Here is a 19,000-nt window from a genome sequence, read left to right on the forward strand (position 1 = left end):
CAAGAGTTGCCATAGCAATCTTAAATCCTTGACCTTCTTTTCCTAAAAGATTTTCTTTAGGAACTTTTACATTATCAAAATGTAATTCAGCAGTACATGAAGATCTAATACCTAATTTGTCATAGTGATCAGAACATGTAAATCCTTCCATTCCTTTTTCAACTATGAATGCTGAAATACCATGGGTTCCAATTCCTGGAGTTGTTACTGCAAATACTACGTATGTATCTGCTTTTGGTGCGTTAGTAATAAAGATTTTTTTACCATTTAAAATATATCTTTTTCCATCCAAATCTAATTCAGCTGTTGTTTCTGTTCCACCTGCATCAGATCCAGCATTTTCTTCTGTAAGACCAAATGCACCAATTTTTTCACCTTTAGCTAATGGTGTTAAATATTTTTTCTTTTGTTCTTCTGTACCAAAAGCGTAGATAGGCCATGAACCCAAAGATGTATGTGCAGAACAAATAACTCCAACACCACCATCAACTCTTGATAATTCTTCAACTGTGATCGCATAGCTCATTACGTCTAAACCTTGACCACCGTATTTCTTAGGATAAGGAATTCCTAAAAATCCTAATTCTCCCATTTCCTTTACAATTTCGTCAGGAAATTCGTTGTTTTGATCAAGCTCAAAAGCAATTGGTTTTACTTTTTCTTCAGCAAATTCTCTGACTTTTTTACGTAAAGCTTCATGCTCATCTGTTGTTTTAAAAAGCATATATTCCTCCTAAAAAATATAATATCCATTTTTGTTTTACAATATAATTCTATACTGAAAATGTTTTTTTGTCAACACAATTTATTTTTATAAAGATTAAAAATAATGATAAAATTAAATTGCAATATATGAATATGTAAAACATCTACACTTATTATATATCCTAAAATTCTTTATTTAATCAAATTTTTTAGAATTTTTTCAAATATTTTTTTGTAATAAAAATATATATTTAAAAACTTTGCTTATGAAAAAGTTTTCTAGTGAAAATATTAAAATTTAAATAATGATAGCTTTATTTTTTATTTAATTTTATACTTATTAAGGTATAATAGGTTTTAAGAAAAATAAAACTTTGGAGGTTATATGCAATTTATAAAAAAAGTTTATGAAAATATTTATTGGGTGGGCGCCAATGATAGGGATTTAAAAAGATTTGAAAATATGTTTACCCTTCCAAATGGCGTAACTTACAATTCATATATTATAAAAGATGAAAAAAATGTTTTGATGGATGGCTCTGATTCTTCTGTGATAAGAACTTATCTTGATAATGTTGAAAAAGCACTTGATGGAGAAGATTTAGATTATATTATCGTTCAACACATGGAACCTGACCATTGTGGATCAATTGATTTTATTTTGGACAAATATCCAAATTGTAAATTTGTAGGAAATCAAAAAACAATAAAATTTTTCCATCAATTTTATCCAAACGATAAATACAACGAAGATAGATTTTTAGAAATTAAAGATGGCGATGAATTAAATATTGGTAAAAGAAATTTGAAATTTGTTTTTGCTCCAATGGTTCACTGGCCAGAAGTTTTTATGACTTATGAAACAACAGAAGGTTTATTCTTCTCAGCTGATGCTTTTGGTTCATTTGGAGTTTTACAAGGACATATTTCAGCTAAACACTACATTAAAAAAGATTCTTGGCTTGATGAAAATAGAAGATATTATATAAATATAGTTGGAAAACAAGGAAAAATGGTTACAAATCTTCTTAAAAAAGTATCTGATTTTGAAATTAATGGAATTTTACCACTTCACGGACCTGTTTATGATGACAAAGAATCAATAGAATTTATTTTAGATAAATATGATAAGTGGGCAAATTTTAAACCAGAAGTTAAGGGTGTAAATATAGTATTTTCTTCAATGTATGGAAACACAGAATTAGCAGCTGATATTTTAGCTTCAAAACTTGATGAACTTGGAGTTGAAAATATAAAATTATATGATGTTTCTGACAATGATTTTTCATATATTATTGCTGATAGCCACAAATATTCAAACCAAGTTTTTGTAGCAATGAATTATAATGCAAGTTTATACCATAAGATGGATGCCTTACTTAGAGAATTAGTTGGAACAGGCTACCAAGACAGACACATCTCATTCATTCACAATTATTCATGGGGTGGAAAATCTCTTGAACAAGCAAAAGAAATTCTTGAAAAAGGAAAACACGAATACGTTGGAGAAGATTTCATAATAAACTCTTCAATGAAAGATGACCAAGAAAAAACTCTTGAAAATTTAGCTAAGGCTATTAAGGAAGATTTAGATAAGTAAAAAATATTAAAAAGATGCGAAAATTCGCATCTTTTTTTGTCCGAAAAAAAAGAGCATATTACTATGCTCTCAATTTTCAGTCTTTTGGTTTATCTTCTTCTGGGATGTTTTTGTTGTCGTATGGGGATTTGTAGATTGATTCTTTGGCAAATTGTTTTACTGCTTTGCCTGTTTTTAATTCTGAAATTAAGGTTCCAGGACCTCCTACGCATCCTCCTACGCAAGCCATTCCTTCTAATAATAGTCCGTCTTTTCTTCCTAGTTTTGCCATTTGGGCAAGTTTTACGCAGTCGGCAAGTCCTTCTGCTTTTTCTACATTAACTTCTAAATCAGGATTTATTTCTGCAATTCTTCTTTTTACAGCTTCAGCTACTCCTCCGCTTACTGCATAATTTCTTCCTGTTTCTGATGCATCTTGCCAATCTTCTTCAATTTTTATTTCTGCAGGGTCTATGTCTTTTGCCAAGAACATTCCCATTAATTCTTCATAAGTTATTACATAATCAATTGTTTCTGCAACTTCTGGTCTTCTTGCTTCAAGTTTTTTTGAAATGCATGGCCCAATAAATGCTACTTGTGCTTTTTCATCCATTTTTTTGATGTGTTTTCCTGAATAAATCATTGGTGTTGATGATTCAGAAATTTTATCATTTATTTCTGGGAATTTTTTCTTCACCATTAATTTCCAAGAATAACAGCATGATGTTCCCATAAATGGAATTTTTTCTGGCACGCTTTCTACGTATTCGTGGGCTTCATTTAATGTTGTAAGGTCTGCTCCAAGTCCAACTTCTATTACATCTCTAAAACCTAATTCTCTAATTGCTTCTTTAATTTGAACAGGAGATGCCATTTGACCAAATTGTCTTACAAATGATGGTGCAACAATTGCGTAAACGTGTTTATCTGTATTTAATGCTTTTGCCAATTGGTAAATTTCTGTTTTATCTGAAATCGCTCCAAATGGACAAGATGTTATACATCTTCCACAAGCTACACATTTGTCATCGTCAATTTCTGCTCTTCCTAATTTATCACTTTTTATCGCCTTAACTCCACAAGATTCTGCACATGGTCTTTTTGTATGAGCAATAGCATTGTATGGACAAGCTTCTACGCATTTTCCACATTTTATACATTTATCTTGGTCAATTATTGAACCTTTTGATGTGTAGGTGATAGCATTTTTAGGACAAACATTTACGCATGGGTGGGCAATACATGCTCTACAAGTATTTGTAACTTCAACCCTATTTTCAGGGCATGCTTCGCAAGCTATTTTTATTACTGAAACAAGTGGTGGTTCATATTTTTTTATATCAAAATCTTCGTCATCCAAACCATCAGTAATAGCCCCAGTATTATCGGCTGTTCTTGCGTGAAGACCAACTCCCATTCTTAGTCTTTCGCCCATTACTGCTCTTTCTCTAAAAATATTTTCCCTATAAGATGCTTCTTCTCCTGGAAGTATATCAAATACTTCTGTAGCTATGTCATATATTGGCCTATTTTCAAAAGCAATTTTTGCTATGTGTTCAAAGGCCATTCTTCTAATATTTAATATGTTTATGTATGTTTCTTTCATTATTTATTCTTTCCTTAAATATTTTATTTAAAATTTTCTTCAAAAGCCTTATCTAATATGTACTCCATGATAACTTGTGTTTTTGCATTTGTAAAAATTTTTCCGTCAACAATAACAACTGGGGAATTTTTTTTATTTTTTTTGCAAACATCATTGCAAGTTACCATTTCTATTTCAAGTTCGATTTCTTGTACATCTAAATCGCCCTTATATATTCTATTATTAAATTCTTCTACAAAATCTGACAATCTATTATAAATTATGTCAGATCCTAGCATAGTACATCTTGCGCCTGCACAAACTTGTATTTTCATATCTACTCCTTAAAATTTTAATAATTACTCATAATAATTATATCAAATAAAATTAAAAATTAAAATTACAAAACTGGAATTGAAATTATAAATTTACTTCCATATCCATATTTGCTTTCTACCTTTATATCGTAATTTAAATAATCACAAATATGTTTTACGATTGATAAGCCAAGTCCTGTTGATTTTAATGTTCTTGTTCTTTGTTTATCAGCTACATAAAATCTTTCAAAAATTCTTGGCAAATCTTCTTTTTTTATGCCAATTCCCCTATCTTCAATTATTAATTTTATATTTTTTTTATTTTTTTCACATTTTATTGTAATTTGTCCGTTTGTTTTGTTGTACTTTATTGCATTTTCATAAATATTTGTAACTAAGTCTGTAAAAAGTGATTCGTGAGTTTTTATATTTATATCACAAACTTTGTTTTCGACTTTGATATTTTTCATTTCAGAAATTCTTTTAAATCTATTTATACTTTGATCGACGACATTTTTTATATTTACTATGGTTTTTCCTTCTTGTAAATTTTCTTCATCAAGTTTTGAAAGTTTTAATATATCGTCAATAATATTTAAAAGTCTATTTCCTTCTTCATTTATAATTTGTCCAAATTTTTTTATATCGTCATCTTTTGCAAGGCCTGTGGCTATTAGCTCTGCATAACCATTTATACTTGTAAGAGGAGATTTTAATTCATGGCTTACATTTGAGCTAAATTCTCTTCGCATTGCTTCTGCTTTTTTGTTTTTTGAATTGTCAATTACAATCACAATATAAGAAACAATAACTTCATATATTACAGGATCCAAAAATATTTTTACTGAAATTTCATCAAGATCCAAATCTAAATTTTTTCCTTTTTTTAGAAGTCTTGTTTGTCTTAGGGCAAGTTTAAAGTCTTCATTGTCAATTAAATTATCTAGTTTATTTTCTCTGTTGATATTTAATAAATTTTTTGCAGCATCGTTAATTATTACAATGTTTCCATCTTTATCGAAATATATAAATCCTTCTTCCATATTTGATGTTATTTTTTCAATATTGGCTATTCTTGTTTTTAATTTTAAATTTTCATCTTCAATTTTTCCTTTTTCATTTATTAATCTGTCCAAATATTTTTTTGGATTGTCTTTTAAATCTTCAAAATCTTTTTTATCATTTATTTTTTCTTTGAATTGATTTATAAGTTTTTCGTATAGGGAATTTGTGAAAAATTTATTTATTATTAGAGCAAAAATTATTGCAAATATTAACATATAAATTCTTTTAAAAAGATACAAAAGAAAAGAAGTATTATAAAATTCTATGGCAAATATTTTGTCATGAGATTTTTTCGCAAAAATTTTTCTTTCATAGCCTAGGTAATTTTTTTTGGATTTTTTTACTATATCAATATCTTCAAACTCATAATTTTTTATTATATTTTTATCTATCCCAGTATTATAGATGACTTTTTCTTTTTCATCTTTTACTAGCAAATCGTATTTGTAGGATTTTTTAAAATTTTTAACTTTATTTCCGTCAATTTCTCCAAAAGCAAAAAAGCTCAAAGAATTTTCTACAAATTCATCTTGAGCTTTTGTTTGTCTTTGATAAGAAAATAAAGAGAAAATTATAAAAATAACAATAATTAGTGAACTTGTTATAATATTAATATTTTTCTCAATTATTTTTTTCATATTTCTCCAAGTTTATATCCTAAATTTCTTACAGTTTTTATGTGAACGCCTGCAGATTTTAATTTATTTCTAAGACTTGCTATGTGAACGTCAACTGTTCTTGTTTCGCCCTCATAATCATAGCCCCAAATTTTTAGTAGAAAATCTTCTCTTGTTATAACATTACCAATATTTGACAAAAATAACAAGAGCATTTCAAATTCCTTATAGGTTAAGTCGATTTTTTCTCCATCAATTTTTGCTGTTCTTTTTTTGATATTTACTCTTATGTTTTTATAAGATAAATGCTCGCTATCTTTCTTTTCGCTTCTTCTTAAAACAGCCTTAATTCTTGAAATTAATTCTAAAATAGAAAATGGTTTGGTAATATAATCATCCGCTCCGCTTTCAAGTCCCAAAACTTTATCATATTCGTCATTTTTTGCTGTGAGCATTATTATAGGAATATCTGAAAATTCTCTAACTTCTTTTAAAATTTCTATTCCATCTTTTTCTGGCAACATTATATCCAAAATTAACAAATCTACATTCTCATTTTTCAAAGATTCTACAACATTCAGACTGTCTTCAAAGCCTCTAACTTGATAATTTTTTTCTTTTAAAGCATATAAAACTAAATTTCTTATTGCCTTGTCATCTTCTACAACATAAATCATAATCTCGTTGAATAATCAGCTATTTTTGCTAGCCTATCTCCTACTCTTTCAAAATATTTATAGAAAAGTACTTTTTCAGACAATTCCATAGGTGTTATTTGGTCTGTTTTTGTAAGTTTTACAAGATAATGAATGCAATCTTCAAATAATTTATTATTAATTTGGTCATCTTCTATTGTTCTTAGGGCAAGTTCATTATCATTGTCTTCGAAACTTTGAATGCTGTTAATATTCATATCTTTTTGATTTTTAATAAATTCTTTTACAAATTCTCTTTCTTCATCTCTTAATGGAAATTCCAAAATAATTGCAGCAGCTTGTGCCAAATGATTTGAAATTCTTTTGTAGGTTGATGCAAGTTTAATAGACATTTGTAAAAATCTCAAATCTCTTGCAACTGGTTGTTGCAAAGCCAAAAGATCATAGCAAAATCTTTCTATATCTGCGCCATATTGTCTAATATCATGATCAAGGTCAATTATCTCTTCAAGATTATTTTTTTGATTATTTTCAACATATAAAATAAATCTATCGTATGACACCTCGATTAGCTCCGAAACATTTTTTTCCATTTCCCTAATATTATTTAAATCTTCAATATATCTTGTTCTCATATCAACCGAACCTTCCTGTTATATAATCTTCAGTTCTTTTATCTTTTGGATCATTAAATATTTTTTTTGTTTCATCCATTTCAATAACTTCTCCAGTCAAGAAAAATGCCGTTCTATCAGAAATTCTTGCTGCTTGTTGCATATTATGAGTAACTATTACTATAGTATATTTACCCCTTAAATCTTCTAATAATTCTTCAATTGATGCAGTAGAAATTGGATCAAGGGCGCTTGTTGGCTCGTCCATCAAAATTATTTCTGGATTTACAGAAAGAGCTCTTGCTATACAAATTCTTTGTTGTTGTCCACCAGAAAATGATAGAGCATTTCTGTCTAATTTATCTTTTACTTCATCCCATACGCTTGCAGCTTTTAAAGATTTTTCTACAATCGCATCAAGCTCATCCTTATCTTTGATACCATCAATTTTTGGACCGTAAGTTATATTGTCATAAACTGATTTTGAAAAAGGATTGGGTGTTTGAAAAACCATGCCTACATTTCTTCTTAAACTAACAACATCAACATTTTTTTTATTAATATCCTTGCCGTCAATTTCTATTAGTCCTTTTATTTTACAATCATCAACCAAATCATTCATCCTATTGAAACATTTTAAAGTTGTAGATTTTCCACAACCGCTTGGACCAATAAAGGCTGTGATTTCATTTTCTTTAATTTCCATATTTATTTTTTTTAAGGCCTGAAAATCTCCATAAAATAAATCTAAATCTTTTACATTGATTATTGTTTTTTTATTTTCTAAATTATTTTCTTCGTTTTTTCCAAAAAAAGTTTTTATCCTATTCTTATCTTCTGATAAAAATTTATTTAAATTTTCATTCTTTGTTTTTTCCATTATTATCTCCTTATTTTACTATTGCTTTTGAAATTTTTGCTGATACAAAATTAAGTAAAATTACAAAAACTAAAAGCAAAACAGCCGTTGCATAAGCTTCTTTTACATGAAAACCTTCAGTCGACAAAACATACATGTGAACTGCCATAGTTCTTGCAGAATCAAAAATTGATGAAGGTGTTTTGGCTACAGTTCCCATTGTATAAATTAAGGCTGCTGATTCTCCTACTATTCTTCCTGTTGATAAAAATATTCCTCCCAAAATTCCATTTATTGCTTCTGGAATTATTATTTTAAAAATTGTTTGAATTTTTGTAGCACCAAGAGCAAGTGATGCGTGAGCTTGGAGAGGATTTACATTTAAAATCGCCTCTTCTGTTGTTCTAATTATAGTTGGAAGAATCATAATTGAAACTGTCAAGCAACCAGCGATTAAGGAATATCCCAAATGAAGGGCATCAACAAAAAATAAATATCCAAACAAACCATAAACGATTGATGGGATTGATGAAAGAATTTCTGTAGCAAATCTTACAGATTTAATTATAAATTTATTTTTTGCATATTGGGACAAATAAATTGCAGTAAAAATTCCTATTGGCAAAGTTACAAGTAGGGTTATCAAAATTGATAAAAACGTTGTAACAAGAGCTGGAATTATAGAAACATTTTGGGATGAATATTTAAATTCAAAAAGTGACGGCGAAATATTTGGAATTCCATTTAATAAAATATATGCAATAACAATTCCACCTGCAGCAAATCCCAAAAGTGATAAGACATAAATTATTATTTTAAAAGATTTTTTCATCTTCTACCTCTACATTCTTGATTGATCTTTATTTCTTATAAAATTAAATATTATATTTATTAAAAGAATAAATACAAATAAAACCATACCTGTGGCAATGAGGGACTCTCTGTGAAGACCAGATGCATAGCCCATTTCCAAAACTATATTTGTTGTAAGAGTTCTCACTCCATCAAAAAGACTATTAGGCATTCTTGGTTGGTTTCCAATTACCAAATACACTGCCATAGTTTCTCCGATTGATCTTCCAATAGCAAGAATTATTGAAGAATAAATTCCGCTTTTTGCATAAGGCACCATGACTTTTCTAATTGTTTCTTCCTTTGTAGCACCAAGAGCAAGAGAGCCTGTATAAAAAACTTCTGGAACTTGCTCTAAGGAATTTTTTGAAATATTTACCATGGTTGGAAGGATCATAATTGCTAATAAAATTGATGCGGTTAGCATATTCATTCCACCAGTTTTAAAAGTTTTTGAAATAAATGGAACCAAAACCATCATAGCAAAAAATCCATAAATAATTGAAGGAATTGCTGCCATCAAATTAATAAGTCCGTTCAAAAAATTGTAGGATTTTTTTGAATAATAAGCCATAAAAATTGATACAGCAAGTCCAAATGGAATTGCAATTATTGCTGATAAAATTGTTACAATAATTGAGCCTACAATCATTGGGCCTATTCCAAAAAATGCTGGTTTTGCAGTTGGCGCCCATTTATTTCCTGTAATAAATTTTATAAGTCCATATTTATTAACAAAATCTATCCCTGATCTAAAAATAAAAAAAGTAATAAGAATTATTAATAAAATAGACATAATAGCAGAAATTAAAAATACAATTTCTCCAAATTTTTCCTTAAATGATTTCATTTATTTTAACTCTCCTGTATTTTTTATCTCTCCCCTATAAATATCTCTCAATTGTTCCATTGTCAAATCATTAATTTGAGTATTATCTTTATTTACAATTATTGCTATGCCATCAATGGCAAAAATTTCTGAAAAAAGATTTTCATCTTGCAATTTATTTGAAACCATAGCAATATCTACAACATTATCTTTAACATTTTTTAAACCTGTCAATGATTCGTTGGATAAAACTTCAACTTCAACATTTTTATTTAATTTTTCATAATTTTCAGCAAGTTTTTCTACAATTGAACTTAGTGATGATGAGCCTGTAATTGTTAATTTACCCTTGAGATTTTTTGATTTATATTCTTTTTCATTTGTAATAGCAAGAAGTCCTTCATCTTCAATTAATTTTTTTGCACTTTTGCTTTTAACATATTCCAAAAAATCTTTGGATAAGTCTTTGGCTGAATCTTTTTTGTAGGCAAGTCCAAATGGTCTTTGCAACTTATATTCGCCACTTTCAATTGTATTTTTATTTGGACTTACTCCATCAATTTTAATAGCTTTAACTGAATCATCCAAAGATGTTAAAGATACATAAGCTATTGCAGTTTTGTCAACTCCAACAGCTTTCAAAACTCCACTTGTCGAATTTATTACCATAGAATTATCTGTTGTCAAATCTTTATAATTTCCATTTTTATCTTCCTTTATCAAACCAACTTGTTCGATAAAACTTTTTCTCGTTCCTGAACCATCTTCCCTACTTGTAACAGTAAGGTCAAAATTTTTGCTCTTATTTACATTTGTTTTTTTGCCAGTGCAAGATGTAATTAAAAGCAAAGTAGAAATAAGCAATAATATTTTTTTTGCCATACAATCTCCTTCTCATTTTCTTTACATAATAATATTAAATCCTTGTATTGATTTGATAAATCTTATGTAAAATCTGTGTAAAGTTTATAAAAAATTTCAAAAAAATAAGCTCATAGGAAATCTCCTAGAGCCTATTTAAAATTATTATTTGCTTAAATCAGCTGTATTTTTAATTTTTCCTGAGAAAATTTCTTTTAATTGATCTTTTGTTAAGTCATTTATTTTAGAATCTTCTTTATTAACAATTACTGCAATTCCATCTTTTGCCAAAACTTCTACTTGAAGTTTATCTTTTTCATCATCTTTTAATTCTCTTGATGCCATAGCAATTTGACTAACATCAGAAATTGTTGATTCAATTCCTGAAGATGATCCTGTAGATTGAATTTCTATATTTGCATCTGGATTTACATCTTTATATTTTTCTACAAGTTTTTCCATAAGAGGAGTAACAGATGTTGAACCTGCAATTGTTAAATCTCCTTTGATTTTTTTGCCTTCATAATCTTTTGCTTCAACTTTAATATATCCTTCTTTTTCAACTATTTCTTGAGCGTCTTTGCTCAAAACAAATGCCAAGAAGTCTTTTGCCAAATCGTCAAGTTTATCTTCTTTGAAAGCAAGATTAAATGGTCTTTGTAAAGTATAAGCTCCAGATTCAATATTTTCTTCTGTAGCTTCTGCTCCATCAACTTTTACTTTTTTTACATTATCATTTACACTTCCCAAAGAAACATAACCAATTGCAGATGGATCTTGAGATACAGTTTGCATAACTCCATTTGTAGAATTTTGAACTACAGCCTCATCAGTTGTTAAATCTTTTTTCTCTCCATCTTTTTCTTCTTCAAGACCAACAAGTTCAATAAAAGCTCCCCTTGTTCCTGAACCATCTTCTCTTGATACAACAGTTATATCAAAATCTTCTTCATTAGCTTTAGTATTTTCGCCTTCTTTTTTCTCACTTGCAGTACTTACATTTTCAGTTGGATTTGATCCGTTTGATCCATCATTTGAATTATCCTTATTTCCACAAGCTGATAAAATCATTGATAAGGAAAGTGCCGCAACTATAATTTTTGAATTTTTAATTTTCATTATTTTCTCCTTTAATATTTGTAACTTCATTATGAATAATAAATCCTTTTTGTTTTGAAATGATTAGGCAAATGTAAAATTTATGTTAATTATTTTAAAATCTTGTAATTAATATAAAAAACTATATAATCTAATAGTAAAAATAGAAAAAGAATTAGGAGAGAATATGCAAGAAATAAAAATACCAGAAAATTATCAAAGCGATAAAAATTTATATAAGACACAAATGTTAATAAAAGAAATAAAAGATTTTTTCCAAATAAATTTATCAAATAATTTGAATTTAAAAAGAGTTTCAGCACCTTTATTTGTAGAAAATTCTACTGGTTTAAATGATAACCTATCTGGTGTTGAAGAACCTGTTAAATTTACACTTCCTGAAGCAAATAATGAAAAAATGGAAATTGTTCACTCACTTGCAAAATGGAAAAGATATGCTCTAAAAGAATATAATTTTGCAATGTATGAAGGACTTTACACTGACATGAACGCAATTAGAAGATGTGAAGTGCCAGATAATACTCACTCATTTTATGTTGACCAATGGGATTGGGAAAAAGTAATTGAGCCTAGCGATAGAAATGTAGATTATTTAAAAGCAACAGTTCTTACAATTTTTAATACCCTAAGAGCCCTAGACGAATATCTTTGTCATCTAATTCCAAAAAGAGTTAAATTGTTGCCAAATAATATAAAATTTATGACAAGCCAAGAATTAATAGATGAATTTCCAGAATGTAAAGACAGTAAGGAAAGAGAAAAAGCTGCTTGCAAAAAATATAAGGCAATATTTTTAATGCAAATCGGAAAAGTTTTATCAAATGGAGAAGTTCACGATTTAAGATCTCCAGATTATGACGATTGGAATTTAAATGGAGATATTTTAGTTTACAATCCAGTTTTAGATGACCAATTAGAACTATCATCAATGGGAATAAGAGTTGATGCAAAAACACTAAAAGAACAATTAAAAATTTCTGATTGCGAAGAAAGATTAAATTATAAGTATCACAAATTACTTGTAAATAATGAACTTCCACAAACAATAGGAGGTGGAATCGGTCAATCAAGACTTTGTATGTTCTTTTTACAAAAAGCTCACATTGGAGAAGTTCAAGTATCCTATTGGCCAGATGAAATGAGAGAAGAACTAAAGAAAAATTCAGTTATATTATTATAAATTAAAAAAAGGATTTTTATACCTAAGAGTTTTTGAATAGGTATTCTAATCCTTTTTTATTTTTTAATTATCAAATTCTATAATTTTTCCAATAAACAAGTCCCCATATTGACTTAATTTTTTTTCGCCTACTCCTTTTATTTTCAAAAAATCTCTTTCATTTTTTGGTTTTAATCTTGCCATATCTATTAAAGATGCGTCAGAGAAAACTATAAAAGGCGGAATATTTCTTTTTTTAGAAATTTCTAGCCTTAATTTTTTCAAATTATTAAATAAATCTATGTCATAATCAAAATTTCCATTAAATTTATCAATTTTTTCTTTTTTATTTTCTTCTTTCAAATCCCTAATATAAACTTTCTTTTTAGAAAATAAAACTTCTTTTGATTTTTCATTTAATTTTAAGATTGGATATTTAAAACCAGAAACTTTTATATAACCATCTGCTATCAAAATTCCAATTAGATCTTTTATATATTTTGTATTATTTTCTTTCATCAAAGCAAAAGTTGATATATTTTTTAAATTTTTTTCTTTGGAATTTTTGTTATTTGACCCTTTTAAACAATCGACAATTGTAGAAATCCCATATCTTTGTCCTAATCTATAAATACAAGATAAAATTTTTTGACTATCAAGGCTTACGTCAATTTTTTCATAATCATCTAGGCAATTCGAACAATTATTACATCTTTCTTTTGCATCTTGACCAAAATATTCCAAAATAAATGCCCTCAAACATTTATTTGTATTTACATAATTTATTATTGTTTGAAGTTTTTCTAGTTTTACTAATTGATATGCTCTGTTTGGAGATTGAGAAATTAAATATTTATTTATAACTATATCTTGGGTTGAATAAAGTAAAATTGCATCAGATTTTTCGCCATCTCTTCCTGCCCTGCCCGCTTCTTGGTAATAAGATTCCATATCCTTTGGCATATTCATGTGAATTACATATCTTACATCAGATTTATCAATTCCCATTCCAAAAGCATTTGTTGCAACAATTATATTTTTTCTATCATAAATAAAGTCTTCTTGATTTTTCTTTTTTTCCTTATCGCTTAGTCCCGCATGGTACAAAGTTACATTATAAGATAATTTTTTCAAATATTTATAAGAAGTTTCAACCCTTTTTCTAGTTGAGGCATAAATAATTCCCGATAAATCTTTTTTATCTGATAAATAATTCGAAAGAAATGCCAATTTATCTTTTGGCTTTCTTACTTCAAACAAAAGATTTTCCCTATCAAATCCTGTAACTTTTACAAAAGGATCAGATAATTTTAAATTATTTATTATATCTTCTCTAACTGATTTTGTAGCTGTTGCAGTGAAGGCTGCTATTTGTATTTTTTTATCAAACAAATCATAAATTTGGGGAATTAATTTATATGATGGTCTGAAATCATGTCCCCACTGAGAAATACAATGTGCCTCATCAACTGCTATAAAAGAAATATTTAAATCTTTAATAAAATCGATGAAAAATTCATTTTCTAATCTTTCTGGGGAAATATATAAAATTTTTATTTCATTTCTTTTTATTTTTCTTAAAGTTTGTGTATAAGTTTTAATATCTTGGCTTGAATTTATAAATTCTGCCTTAATTCCATTTTCCTTTAAAGAATCTACCTGATCTTTCATTAAAGAAATTAAAGGAGAAATCACAAGGCAAATTCCATCAAGCATTAATGCCGGAAGTTGGTAGCAAATTGATTTGCCACCTCCTGTCGGTAAAACTCCCAAGACGTCATTTCCTTTTAATATATTTTCAACTAATTCATCTTGCCCTTTTCTAAAAGAATCAAAACCAAAATATTTTTTTAAACTTTTTAAAATATCCATATCCTACCTTTTACCTAAAAAAAATAATTAAGCCTAACACTTAATTATTTTCATCTTTATTATTTATATTGTCGTCATTTGAATTTGAAGATTCATTTGAAGATTGTTCATCTGGCCCATCTATAAAATCTTCTTCATTTATTTGTTCTTTTTCATTTTGATTAAACAAAATATCTCCTATGTTTGTTTTAAGATTTAGGATTTTCTTTTTATTTTTTCCAGTTTGGTATCCATCCAAAATATTTCTATAAGAAACATCTCCCAAAACAAAATTTCCTACATTTAATTTGGCATTAATATTAAAAGAATTTATTGGATCTTTAATTTTTATTTTTATATCTCCATTTTCTGTTTCCATTGATTCATTTGCCATAAGCTTGCAATCGGAAACCAAAATATTTCCACTTGTTGTTGTCAAATTAGTATTTTTGATTTCAGATTTTTTTAGCATAATAGAGCCAGTTTTATTTTTAACTGCACCAGAAATTTTTGAATTTTCAAAAGAAATATTTCCGCTTTTTAAATCAAAATCCAAATCTTTACATGAAAGCCCACTTATTTTTATATCCCCAGCACCAACTCTGCCCTTGATACTTTCTAGATATTTATTTTTTGGCAAAAAAATTCTAACAATTTGAATTTTATTTTTCATATAAAGTTCTTTTCCCTTTATATCAGAAGATAATTTTAAATTACCATCTTTATATTTAGTTTTTACTTCATAGGAATAATCATCTTTATAAAGATTTGTATATTCTACGTAAGGGTTTGTAGAAGACTCTTGAATTCTTACATCACAAGTATTCAAATCAAAATCAATTGATTTTAGATCATCAAGGTCAACTCTCATAATCTTTGATGAATTATAAGAATTTTCATTAATTTCTTTTGAAGACTTGCCTTCTTTACTAGCAAAATCTATATTTCTTGACAAAAAGAAAATTAAAGCCAAAACAATAAGGGCAAAAAAGCCTATAGCCATTTGCTTTTTATCAAGTTTAAAGCTATTATTTTTTTTATTTTTACTCATTTAACTCTCCCATAATAATAACTAACTTTTTAAATTGCTATAGTCTATGCTATCAAGATAAAGCCCTCCAGCTTTTAAAGTTGGATTTGCTCTTCTTGTATTATTTTCATTAAAGTAATATTTAAAATCATCAAGGCTAATTTTCCCACGACTTAATTCAATCAAAGAGCCAGCCATAATTCTAACTTGATTGTGAAGAAAACTTTCAGCCTTAAAATATAAATACAATCTATTTTCATTCAAAACAAAGTAGCAATCATCAATTTTTCTTATTGTATTAATTATATCATTTTTTTCACTAAGCATAAAGGCTTTAAAATCATGTTCGCCCTTTAAAATTTCCATCCCTTGTCTAAGTTTATCAAAATCTAGTTTATAAGTTACCTGCTCCATATAATTTCTATAAATTGGATGGAGAATTTTATCAAGCGAAATAACATACTTATAAGTTTTTGTTTTTACTGAAAATCTTGCATGAAAATTTTTATCTACTTTTTTTGATTCAAGAGCTAAAATATCATCAGGTAAATATTTTTTAAGATGAAAATGAAATTTATCAGCCCTAATATTTTTGGCAGTCAAAAAATTTATATACATTTCATTTGCATGAACACCACTATCTGTTCTTCCACTAGCAATAATTCTATTTTCTTCTCCAGTAACTTTCCTAATAGCATCTTCCAACTCTTTTTGTACTGTTCTTTTGTTTTTTTGAATTTGAAATCCTTCAAATAAAGACCCATCATACTGGATCTTTAATAAAATGTTTTGAATTGTCATATAAAAAATTTAATAATAACTATGCTACAAAATAAAATAAATAAAATCAAAACTAAACTATCAGTTTTTGTCATTTTTATTTCATTTAACCTTGTTCTTTCTCTACCAATTCTATAAAGTCTTGCCTCCATCGCTGTTGCAAGATCATCACTTCTTTTAAATGAATTTATAAAAAGAGGAACTAATAAGGGAATCATATTTTTTGCCCTGTTAATAATATTTCCAGACTCAAAATCTGCCCCTCTTGCCATTTGTGCCATTTTTATTCTTTGAGCTTCTTCAAATAAAGTTGGAATAAATCTTAGAGAAATTGAAACCATCATAGCAAGCTCTCCTGCCGGAAAACCAAATTTTTTTAAAGGCCCTAACAATTTTTCCAAACCATCTGTAAGCTCCATTGGAGAAGTTGTAAAAGTTAAAACTGAAGTAGAAACAACTATCATTATAATTCTTACAAACATAAAAATAGTTTTATATAATCCCTCATAAGTTGCCGTTAAGGAAAAAATTGTAAAAAGTGTCCTTCCACTTGTTGTAAATAAATTTATAAGTCCAGTTATTAATAAAATCCATATCAAGGGCTTAACACTTTTTATTAGGGACTTTACAGGAATTTTTCCAATACTTACCATGGCAATTAATAAAATCACAAAAGGTATATATCCTACAAAACTTTCTACAAAAAATATTGTAATTATAAAAAGCAAAGATGCAATTAATTTTACTCTTGGATCAAGTCTATGAATAAATGTATCGTATGGCAAATATTGACCTATAGCTATGTTACTCATTTTTAGCCTCCAAATACTTTTTTAATTCAATTACTGCATCTTCAACAGTATAAATATCATCCCTTACATTTTCGCCTCTTTCTTTTAAGGCTTTCATAAATTTTGTAACTTGAGGAATATCCAATCCTATCGACAATAAATCTGTTTTTGTAAAGGTGTCATAAGTTGATTTATCAGAAAATATTTCTCCCTTGTTCATAACAATAACCCTATCAACATATTTTGCCACATCTTCCATTGAATGCGAAACTAAAACAATAGTAAGTTCTGGGTCATTGTTATATAATTTTAAAATTTCTCCAAAAATATTATCTCGTCCCCTTGGATCAAGTCCTGCTGTAAGCTCATCTAAGACTAAAACTTTCGGATTCATAGAAATAATTCCGCAAAGAGCAACTCTTCTTTGTTGACCTCCAGATAATTCAAAGGGAGATTTTTCTGCTATAGTTTCATAATCAAGACCAACTGCTTCCATAGAATTTTTTACTCTTTTTTGGATTTCTTCATCAGAAAGACCCATATTTTTTGGACCAAAGGCAATATCCTTTGCAACAGTTTCTTCAAACAACTGATTTTCTGGATATTGAAAAACAAGACCAACCTTAAATCTTATATCTCTTCTTGTCTTTTTTTCTTTTGTATTAACTCCATCTACAAAAACATCTCCATTTGTAGGAATCAAAAGTCCATTTAAAAGTTGTACTAAAGTAGATTTTCCAGAACCGGTTTGTCCGATTAAACCAATTATTTCATGTTTATTAATCTCTAAATTTATACTTTTTAGAGCGTAGCTTTTTTCTTCTCTATCTTCATTATAAATATAATCGACATTTTTCAATTCAATTTTCATACTAGCTCCAAAAATTCTTCTATATTTAAAGGCAATTTTTCAAACTCATAGCCTTCTTTTTCAAGCTCATAGGCAATTTCTGTAACTTGTGGAACTGTAAGTCCTAATTTTTTCATTTCTTTAACATTTGAAAAAACTTCTCTTGCACTTCCTTCAAGTGCTTTTTTACCTTTGTTTAAAACAATTATCCTATCAGCAAGAGCTGCCTCTTCCATATAATGAGTAATATGGACGACTGTTTTTTTATATTTTTTATTCAAATCATGTATTATATTCATAACATCGGCTCTACCTTTTGGATCAAGCATAGCCGTTGGTTCATCAAAAATAATACAATCTGATAACATAGCTATAACTCCAGCTATAGAAACTCTTTGTTTTTGACCACCTGAAAGCTCAGAAGGAGATTTTTTTATATAATCTTGCATACCTACAAGTTTTATTGCCTCATCTACTCTTTGTCTTAATTCGGGATTTTTAATTTGCAAATTTTCAGGACCAAATGCAACTTCATTTTCTACAGTAGTTGCCACCATTTGATTATCAGGATTTTGAAAAACCATAGAACATTTTTCCCTAATTTCCCAAATTTTTTTATCATCCTTTGTATTCATTCCACAAATTAAAATATCTCCACTTGTAGGAAATATTTGTCCATTCAAAAGCTTTGCCAAAGTTGATTTTCCTGATCCATTATGACCTAAAATAGCTACAAATTCTCCCTTATTAATTGACAAATCTAAATCATTTAAAGCTGCTGTGTATTCTACATTTTCATTTTCGTCTGAATTATTTTTATAAGAAAAATTTAAATTTTCAATTTTAATCAATTTTTCTTCCTTTCAATACTTTTTTAAACA

The 19,000-nt window shown here is 27.9% G+C and carries 19 protein-coding genes; 2 read left to right on the plus strand and 17 right to left on the minus strand.

Translation table 11 applies throughout. The features are described 5' to 3' along the window. On the minus strand, window positions 1-724 hold a 724-nt coding region (locus tag HMPREF2852_RS08895), incomplete at its 3' end, for an acyl-CoA dehydrogenase family protein (RefSeq protein ID WP_186821945.1). 366 nt (window positions 725-1,090) lie between these two features. On the opposite strand from HMPREF2852_RS08895, the gene HMPREF2852_RS08900 reads away from it, so the two are divergent. Then, the gene (locus HMPREF2852_RS08900) at window positions 1,091-2,305 is read left to right on the plus strand and encodes an FprA family A-type flavoprotein (protein WP_070607846.1); all 1,215 of its coding nucleotides are present in this window, start codon (window positions 1,091-1,093) and stop codon (window positions 2,303-2,305) included. 76 nt (window positions 2,306-2,381) lie between these two features. Here HMPREF2852_RS08900 and HMPREF2852_RS08905 read toward each other — a convergent pair whose 3' ends face one another. From HMPREF2852_RS08905 to HMPREF2852_RS08950, 10 genes are all read right to left on the minus strand, one after another. Beyond that, window positions 2,382-3,890 carry a 4Fe-4S dicluster domain-containing protein gene (locus HMPREF2852_RS08905; RefSeq protein ID WP_070607849.1) on the minus strand — a complete coding sequence of 503 codons (1,509 nt, stop codon included), beginning with the start codon at window positions 3,888-3,890 and terminating at the stop codon, window positions 2,382-2,384. A 23-nt stretch (window positions 3,891-3,913) separates the two neighbouring features. Beyond that, a complete protein-coding gene (locus tag HMPREF2852_RS08910; protein WP_070607851.1) occupies window positions 3,914-4,204 on the minus strand; it encodes a (2Fe-2S) ferredoxin domain-containing protein in 291 nt (96 codons plus the stop codon). Window positions 4,205-4,269: 65 nt separating this feature from the next. Continuing rightward, window positions 4,270-5,889 (minus strand): sensor histidine kinase, encoded by a 1,620-nt coding sequence (locus HMPREF2852_RS08915; RefSeq protein WP_070607852.1) that lies wholly within the window; start codon window positions 5,887-5,889, stop codon window positions 4,270-4,272. After that, a complete protein-coding gene (locus HMPREF2852_RS08920) occupies window positions 5,886-6,545 on the minus strand; it encodes a response regulator transcription factor (RefSeq protein ID WP_070607854.1) in 660 nt (219 codons plus the stop codon). Before HMPREF2852_RS08920 ends, HMPREF2852_RS08915 begins: the two co-directional genes overlap by 4 nt. Continuing rightward, window positions 6,542-7,159: a phosphate signaling complex PhoU family protein gene (locus HMPREF2852_RS08925; protein WP_004838275.1), complete on the minus strand. Its 618-nt coding sequence runs from the start codon at window positions 7,157-7,159 to the stop codon at window positions 6,542-6,544. The genes HMPREF2852_RS08920 and HMPREF2852_RS08925 overlap by 4 nt, the downstream gene beginning before the upstream one ends. Window position 7,160: 1 nt before the next feature. Continuing rightward, complete coding sequence (gene pstB, locus HMPREF2852_RS08930; protein WP_070607856.1) at window positions 7,161-8,018, minus strand: phosphate ABC transporter ATP-binding protein PstB; 858 nt, start codon at window positions 8,016-8,018, stop codon at window positions 7,161-7,163. 10 nt (window positions 8,019-8,028) lie between these two features. Then, window positions 8,029-8,829, minus strand: a complete 801-nt coding sequence (gene pstA, locus HMPREF2852_RS08935; protein WP_070607858.1) for a phosphate ABC transporter permease PstA — start codon at window positions 8,827-8,829, stop codon at window positions 8,029-8,031. Window positions 8,830-8,838: 9 nt separating this feature from the next. Then, on the minus strand, window positions 8,839-9,699 hold the full coding sequence (gene pstC, locus HMPREF2852_RS08940; RefSeq protein ID WP_070607860.1) for a phosphate ABC transporter permease subunit PstC: 861 nt from the start codon (window positions 9,697-9,699) through the stop codon (window positions 8,839-8,841). Then, window positions 9,700-10,560, minus strand: a complete 861-nt coding sequence (locus tag HMPREF2852_RS08945; RefSeq protein WP_070607862.1) for a substrate-binding domain-containing protein — start codon at window positions 10,558-10,560, stop codon at window positions 9,700-9,702. A gap of 144 nt (window positions 10,561-10,704) precedes the next feature. Continuing rightward, a complete protein-coding gene (locus HMPREF2852_RS08950) occupies window positions 10,705-11,658 on the minus strand; it encodes a substrate-binding domain-containing protein (protein ID WP_070607864.1) in 954 nt (317 codons plus the stop codon). A 166-nt stretch (window positions 11,659-11,824) separates the two neighbouring features. On the opposite strand from HMPREF2852_RS08950, the gene asnA reads away from it, so the two are divergent. Then, a complete protein-coding gene (gene asnA / locus HMPREF2852_RS08955; protein WP_070607866.1) occupies window positions 11,825-12,838 on the plus strand; it encodes an aspartate--ammonia ligase in 1,014 nt (337 codons plus the stop codon). Window positions 12,839-12,901: 63 nt separating this feature from the next. Here the strand turns inward: asnA and recQ are convergent, their stop codons facing one another. From recQ to HMPREF2852_RS08985, 6 genes are read right to left on the minus strand one after another with little or no spacing between them, the layout of a single operon-like run. Next, a complete protein-coding gene (recQ, locus tag HMPREF2852_RS08960; RefSeq protein ID WP_070607868.1) occupies window positions 12,902-14,689 on the minus strand; it encodes a DNA helicase RecQ in 1,788 nt (595 codons plus the stop codon). Between the two features lie 40 nt (window positions 14,690-14,729). Then, window positions 14,730-15,719: a DUF4097 family beta strand repeat-containing protein gene (locus tag HMPREF2852_RS08965; protein ID WP_070607870.1), complete on the minus strand. Its 990-nt coding sequence runs from the start codon at window positions 15,717-15,719 to the stop codon at window positions 14,730-14,732. A gap of 21 nt (window positions 15,720-15,740) precedes the next feature. Continuing rightward, a complete protein-coding gene (gene truA, locus HMPREF2852_RS08970; protein WP_019118097.1) occupies window positions 15,741-16,499 on the minus strand; it encodes a tRNA pseudouridine(38-40) synthase TruA in 759 nt (252 codons plus the stop codon). Then, the gene (locus HMPREF2852_RS08975; RefSeq protein ID WP_070607872.1) at window positions 16,496-17,290 is read right to left on the minus strand and encodes an energy-coupling factor transporter transmembrane component T family protein; all 795 of its coding nucleotides are present in this window, start codon (window positions 17,288-17,290) and stop codon (window positions 16,496-16,498) included. Before HMPREF2852_RS08975 ends, truA begins: the two co-directional genes overlap by 4 nt. Further along, window positions 17,283-18,140: an energy-coupling factor transporter ATPase gene (locus HMPREF2852_RS08980; protein WP_070607875.1), complete on the minus strand. Its 858-nt coding sequence runs from the start codon at window positions 18,138-18,140 to the stop codon at window positions 17,283-17,285. Before HMPREF2852_RS08980 ends, HMPREF2852_RS08975 begins: the two co-directional genes overlap by 8 nt. Beyond that, window positions 18,137-18,970 (minus strand): energy-coupling factor transporter ATPase, encoded by an 834-nt coding sequence (locus HMPREF2852_RS08985; protein WP_070607877.1) that lies wholly within the window; start codon window positions 18,968-18,970, stop codon window positions 18,137-18,139. Before HMPREF2852_RS08985 ends, HMPREF2852_RS08980 begins: the two co-directional genes overlap by 4 nt. Window positions 18,971-19,000 lie beyond the last annotated feature (30 nt).

This window comes from Anaerococcus sp. HMSC065G05, assembly GCF_001812365.1.
Lineage (GTDB): Bacteria > Bacillota > Clostridia > Tissierellales > Peptoniphilaceae > Anaerococcus > Anaerococcus vaginalis.

Excerpts from the sequence above, each read along its gene's own strand:
- HMPREF2852_RS08900 (WP_070607846.1), top strand. The coding sequence starts at position 1,091 with ATGCAATTTATAAAAAAAGTTTATGAAAATATTTATTGGGTGGGCGCC.
- HMPREF2852_RS08905 (WP_070607849.1), bottom strand. The coding sequence starts at position 3,890 with ATGAAAGAAACATACATAAACATATTAAATATTAGAAGAATGGCCTTT.
- HMPREF2852_RS08910 (WP_070607851.1), bottom strand. The coding sequence starts at position 4,204 with ATGAAAATACAAGTTTGTGCAGGCGCAAGATGTACTATGCTAGGATCT.
- HMPREF2852_RS08915 (WP_070607852.1), bottom strand. The coding sequence starts at position 5,889 with ATGAAAAAAATAATTGAGAAAAATATTAATATTATAACAAGTTCACTA.
- HMPREF2852_RS08920 (WP_070607854.1), bottom strand. The coding sequence starts at position 6,545 with ATGATTTATGTTGTAGAAGATGACAAGGCAATAAGAAATTTAGTTTTA.
- HMPREF2852_RS08925 (WP_004838275.1), bottom strand. The coding sequence starts at position 7,159 with ATGAGAACAAGATATATTGAAGATTTAAATAATATTAGGGAAATGGAA.
- pstB (WP_070607856.1), bottom strand. The coding sequence starts at position 8,018 with ATGGAAAAAACAAAGAATGAAAATTTAAATAAATTTTTATCAGAAGAT.
- pstA (WP_070607858.1), bottom strand. The coding sequence starts at position 8,829 with ATGAAAAAATCTTTTAAAATAATAATTTATGTCTTATCACTTTTGGGA.
- pstC (WP_070607860.1), bottom strand. The coding sequence starts at position 9,699 with ATGAAATCATTTAAGGAAAAATTTGGAGAAATTGTATTTTTAATTTCT.
- HMPREF2852_RS08945 (WP_070607862.1), bottom strand. The coding sequence starts at position 10,560 with ATGGCAAAAAAAATATTATTGCTTATTTCTACTTTGCTTTTAATTACA.
- HMPREF2852_RS08950 (WP_070607864.1), bottom strand. The coding sequence starts at position 11,658 with ATGAAAATTAAAAATTCAAAAATTATAGTTGCGGCACTTTCCTTATCA.
- asnA (WP_070607866.1), top strand. The coding sequence starts at position 11,825 with ATGCAAGAAATAAAAATACCAGAAAATTATCAAAGCGATAAAAATTTA.
- recQ (WP_070607868.1), bottom strand. The coding sequence starts at position 14,689 with ATGGATATTTTAAAAAGTTTAAAAAAATATTTTGGTTTTGATTCTTTT.
- HMPREF2852_RS08965 (WP_070607870.1), bottom strand. The coding sequence starts at position 15,719 with ATGAGTAAAAATAAAAAAAATAATAGCTTTAAACTTGATAAAAAGCAA.
- truA (WP_019118097.1), bottom strand. The coding sequence starts at position 16,499 with ATGACAATTCAAAACATTTTATTAAAGATCCAGTATGATGGGTCTTTA.
- HMPREF2852_RS08975 (WP_070607872.1), bottom strand. The coding sequence starts at position 17,290 with ATGAGTAACATAGCTATAGGTCAATATTTGCCATACGATACATTTATT.
- HMPREF2852_RS08980 (WP_070607875.1), bottom strand. The coding sequence starts at position 18,140 with ATGAAAATTGAATTGAAAAATGTCGATTATATTTATAATGAAGATAGA.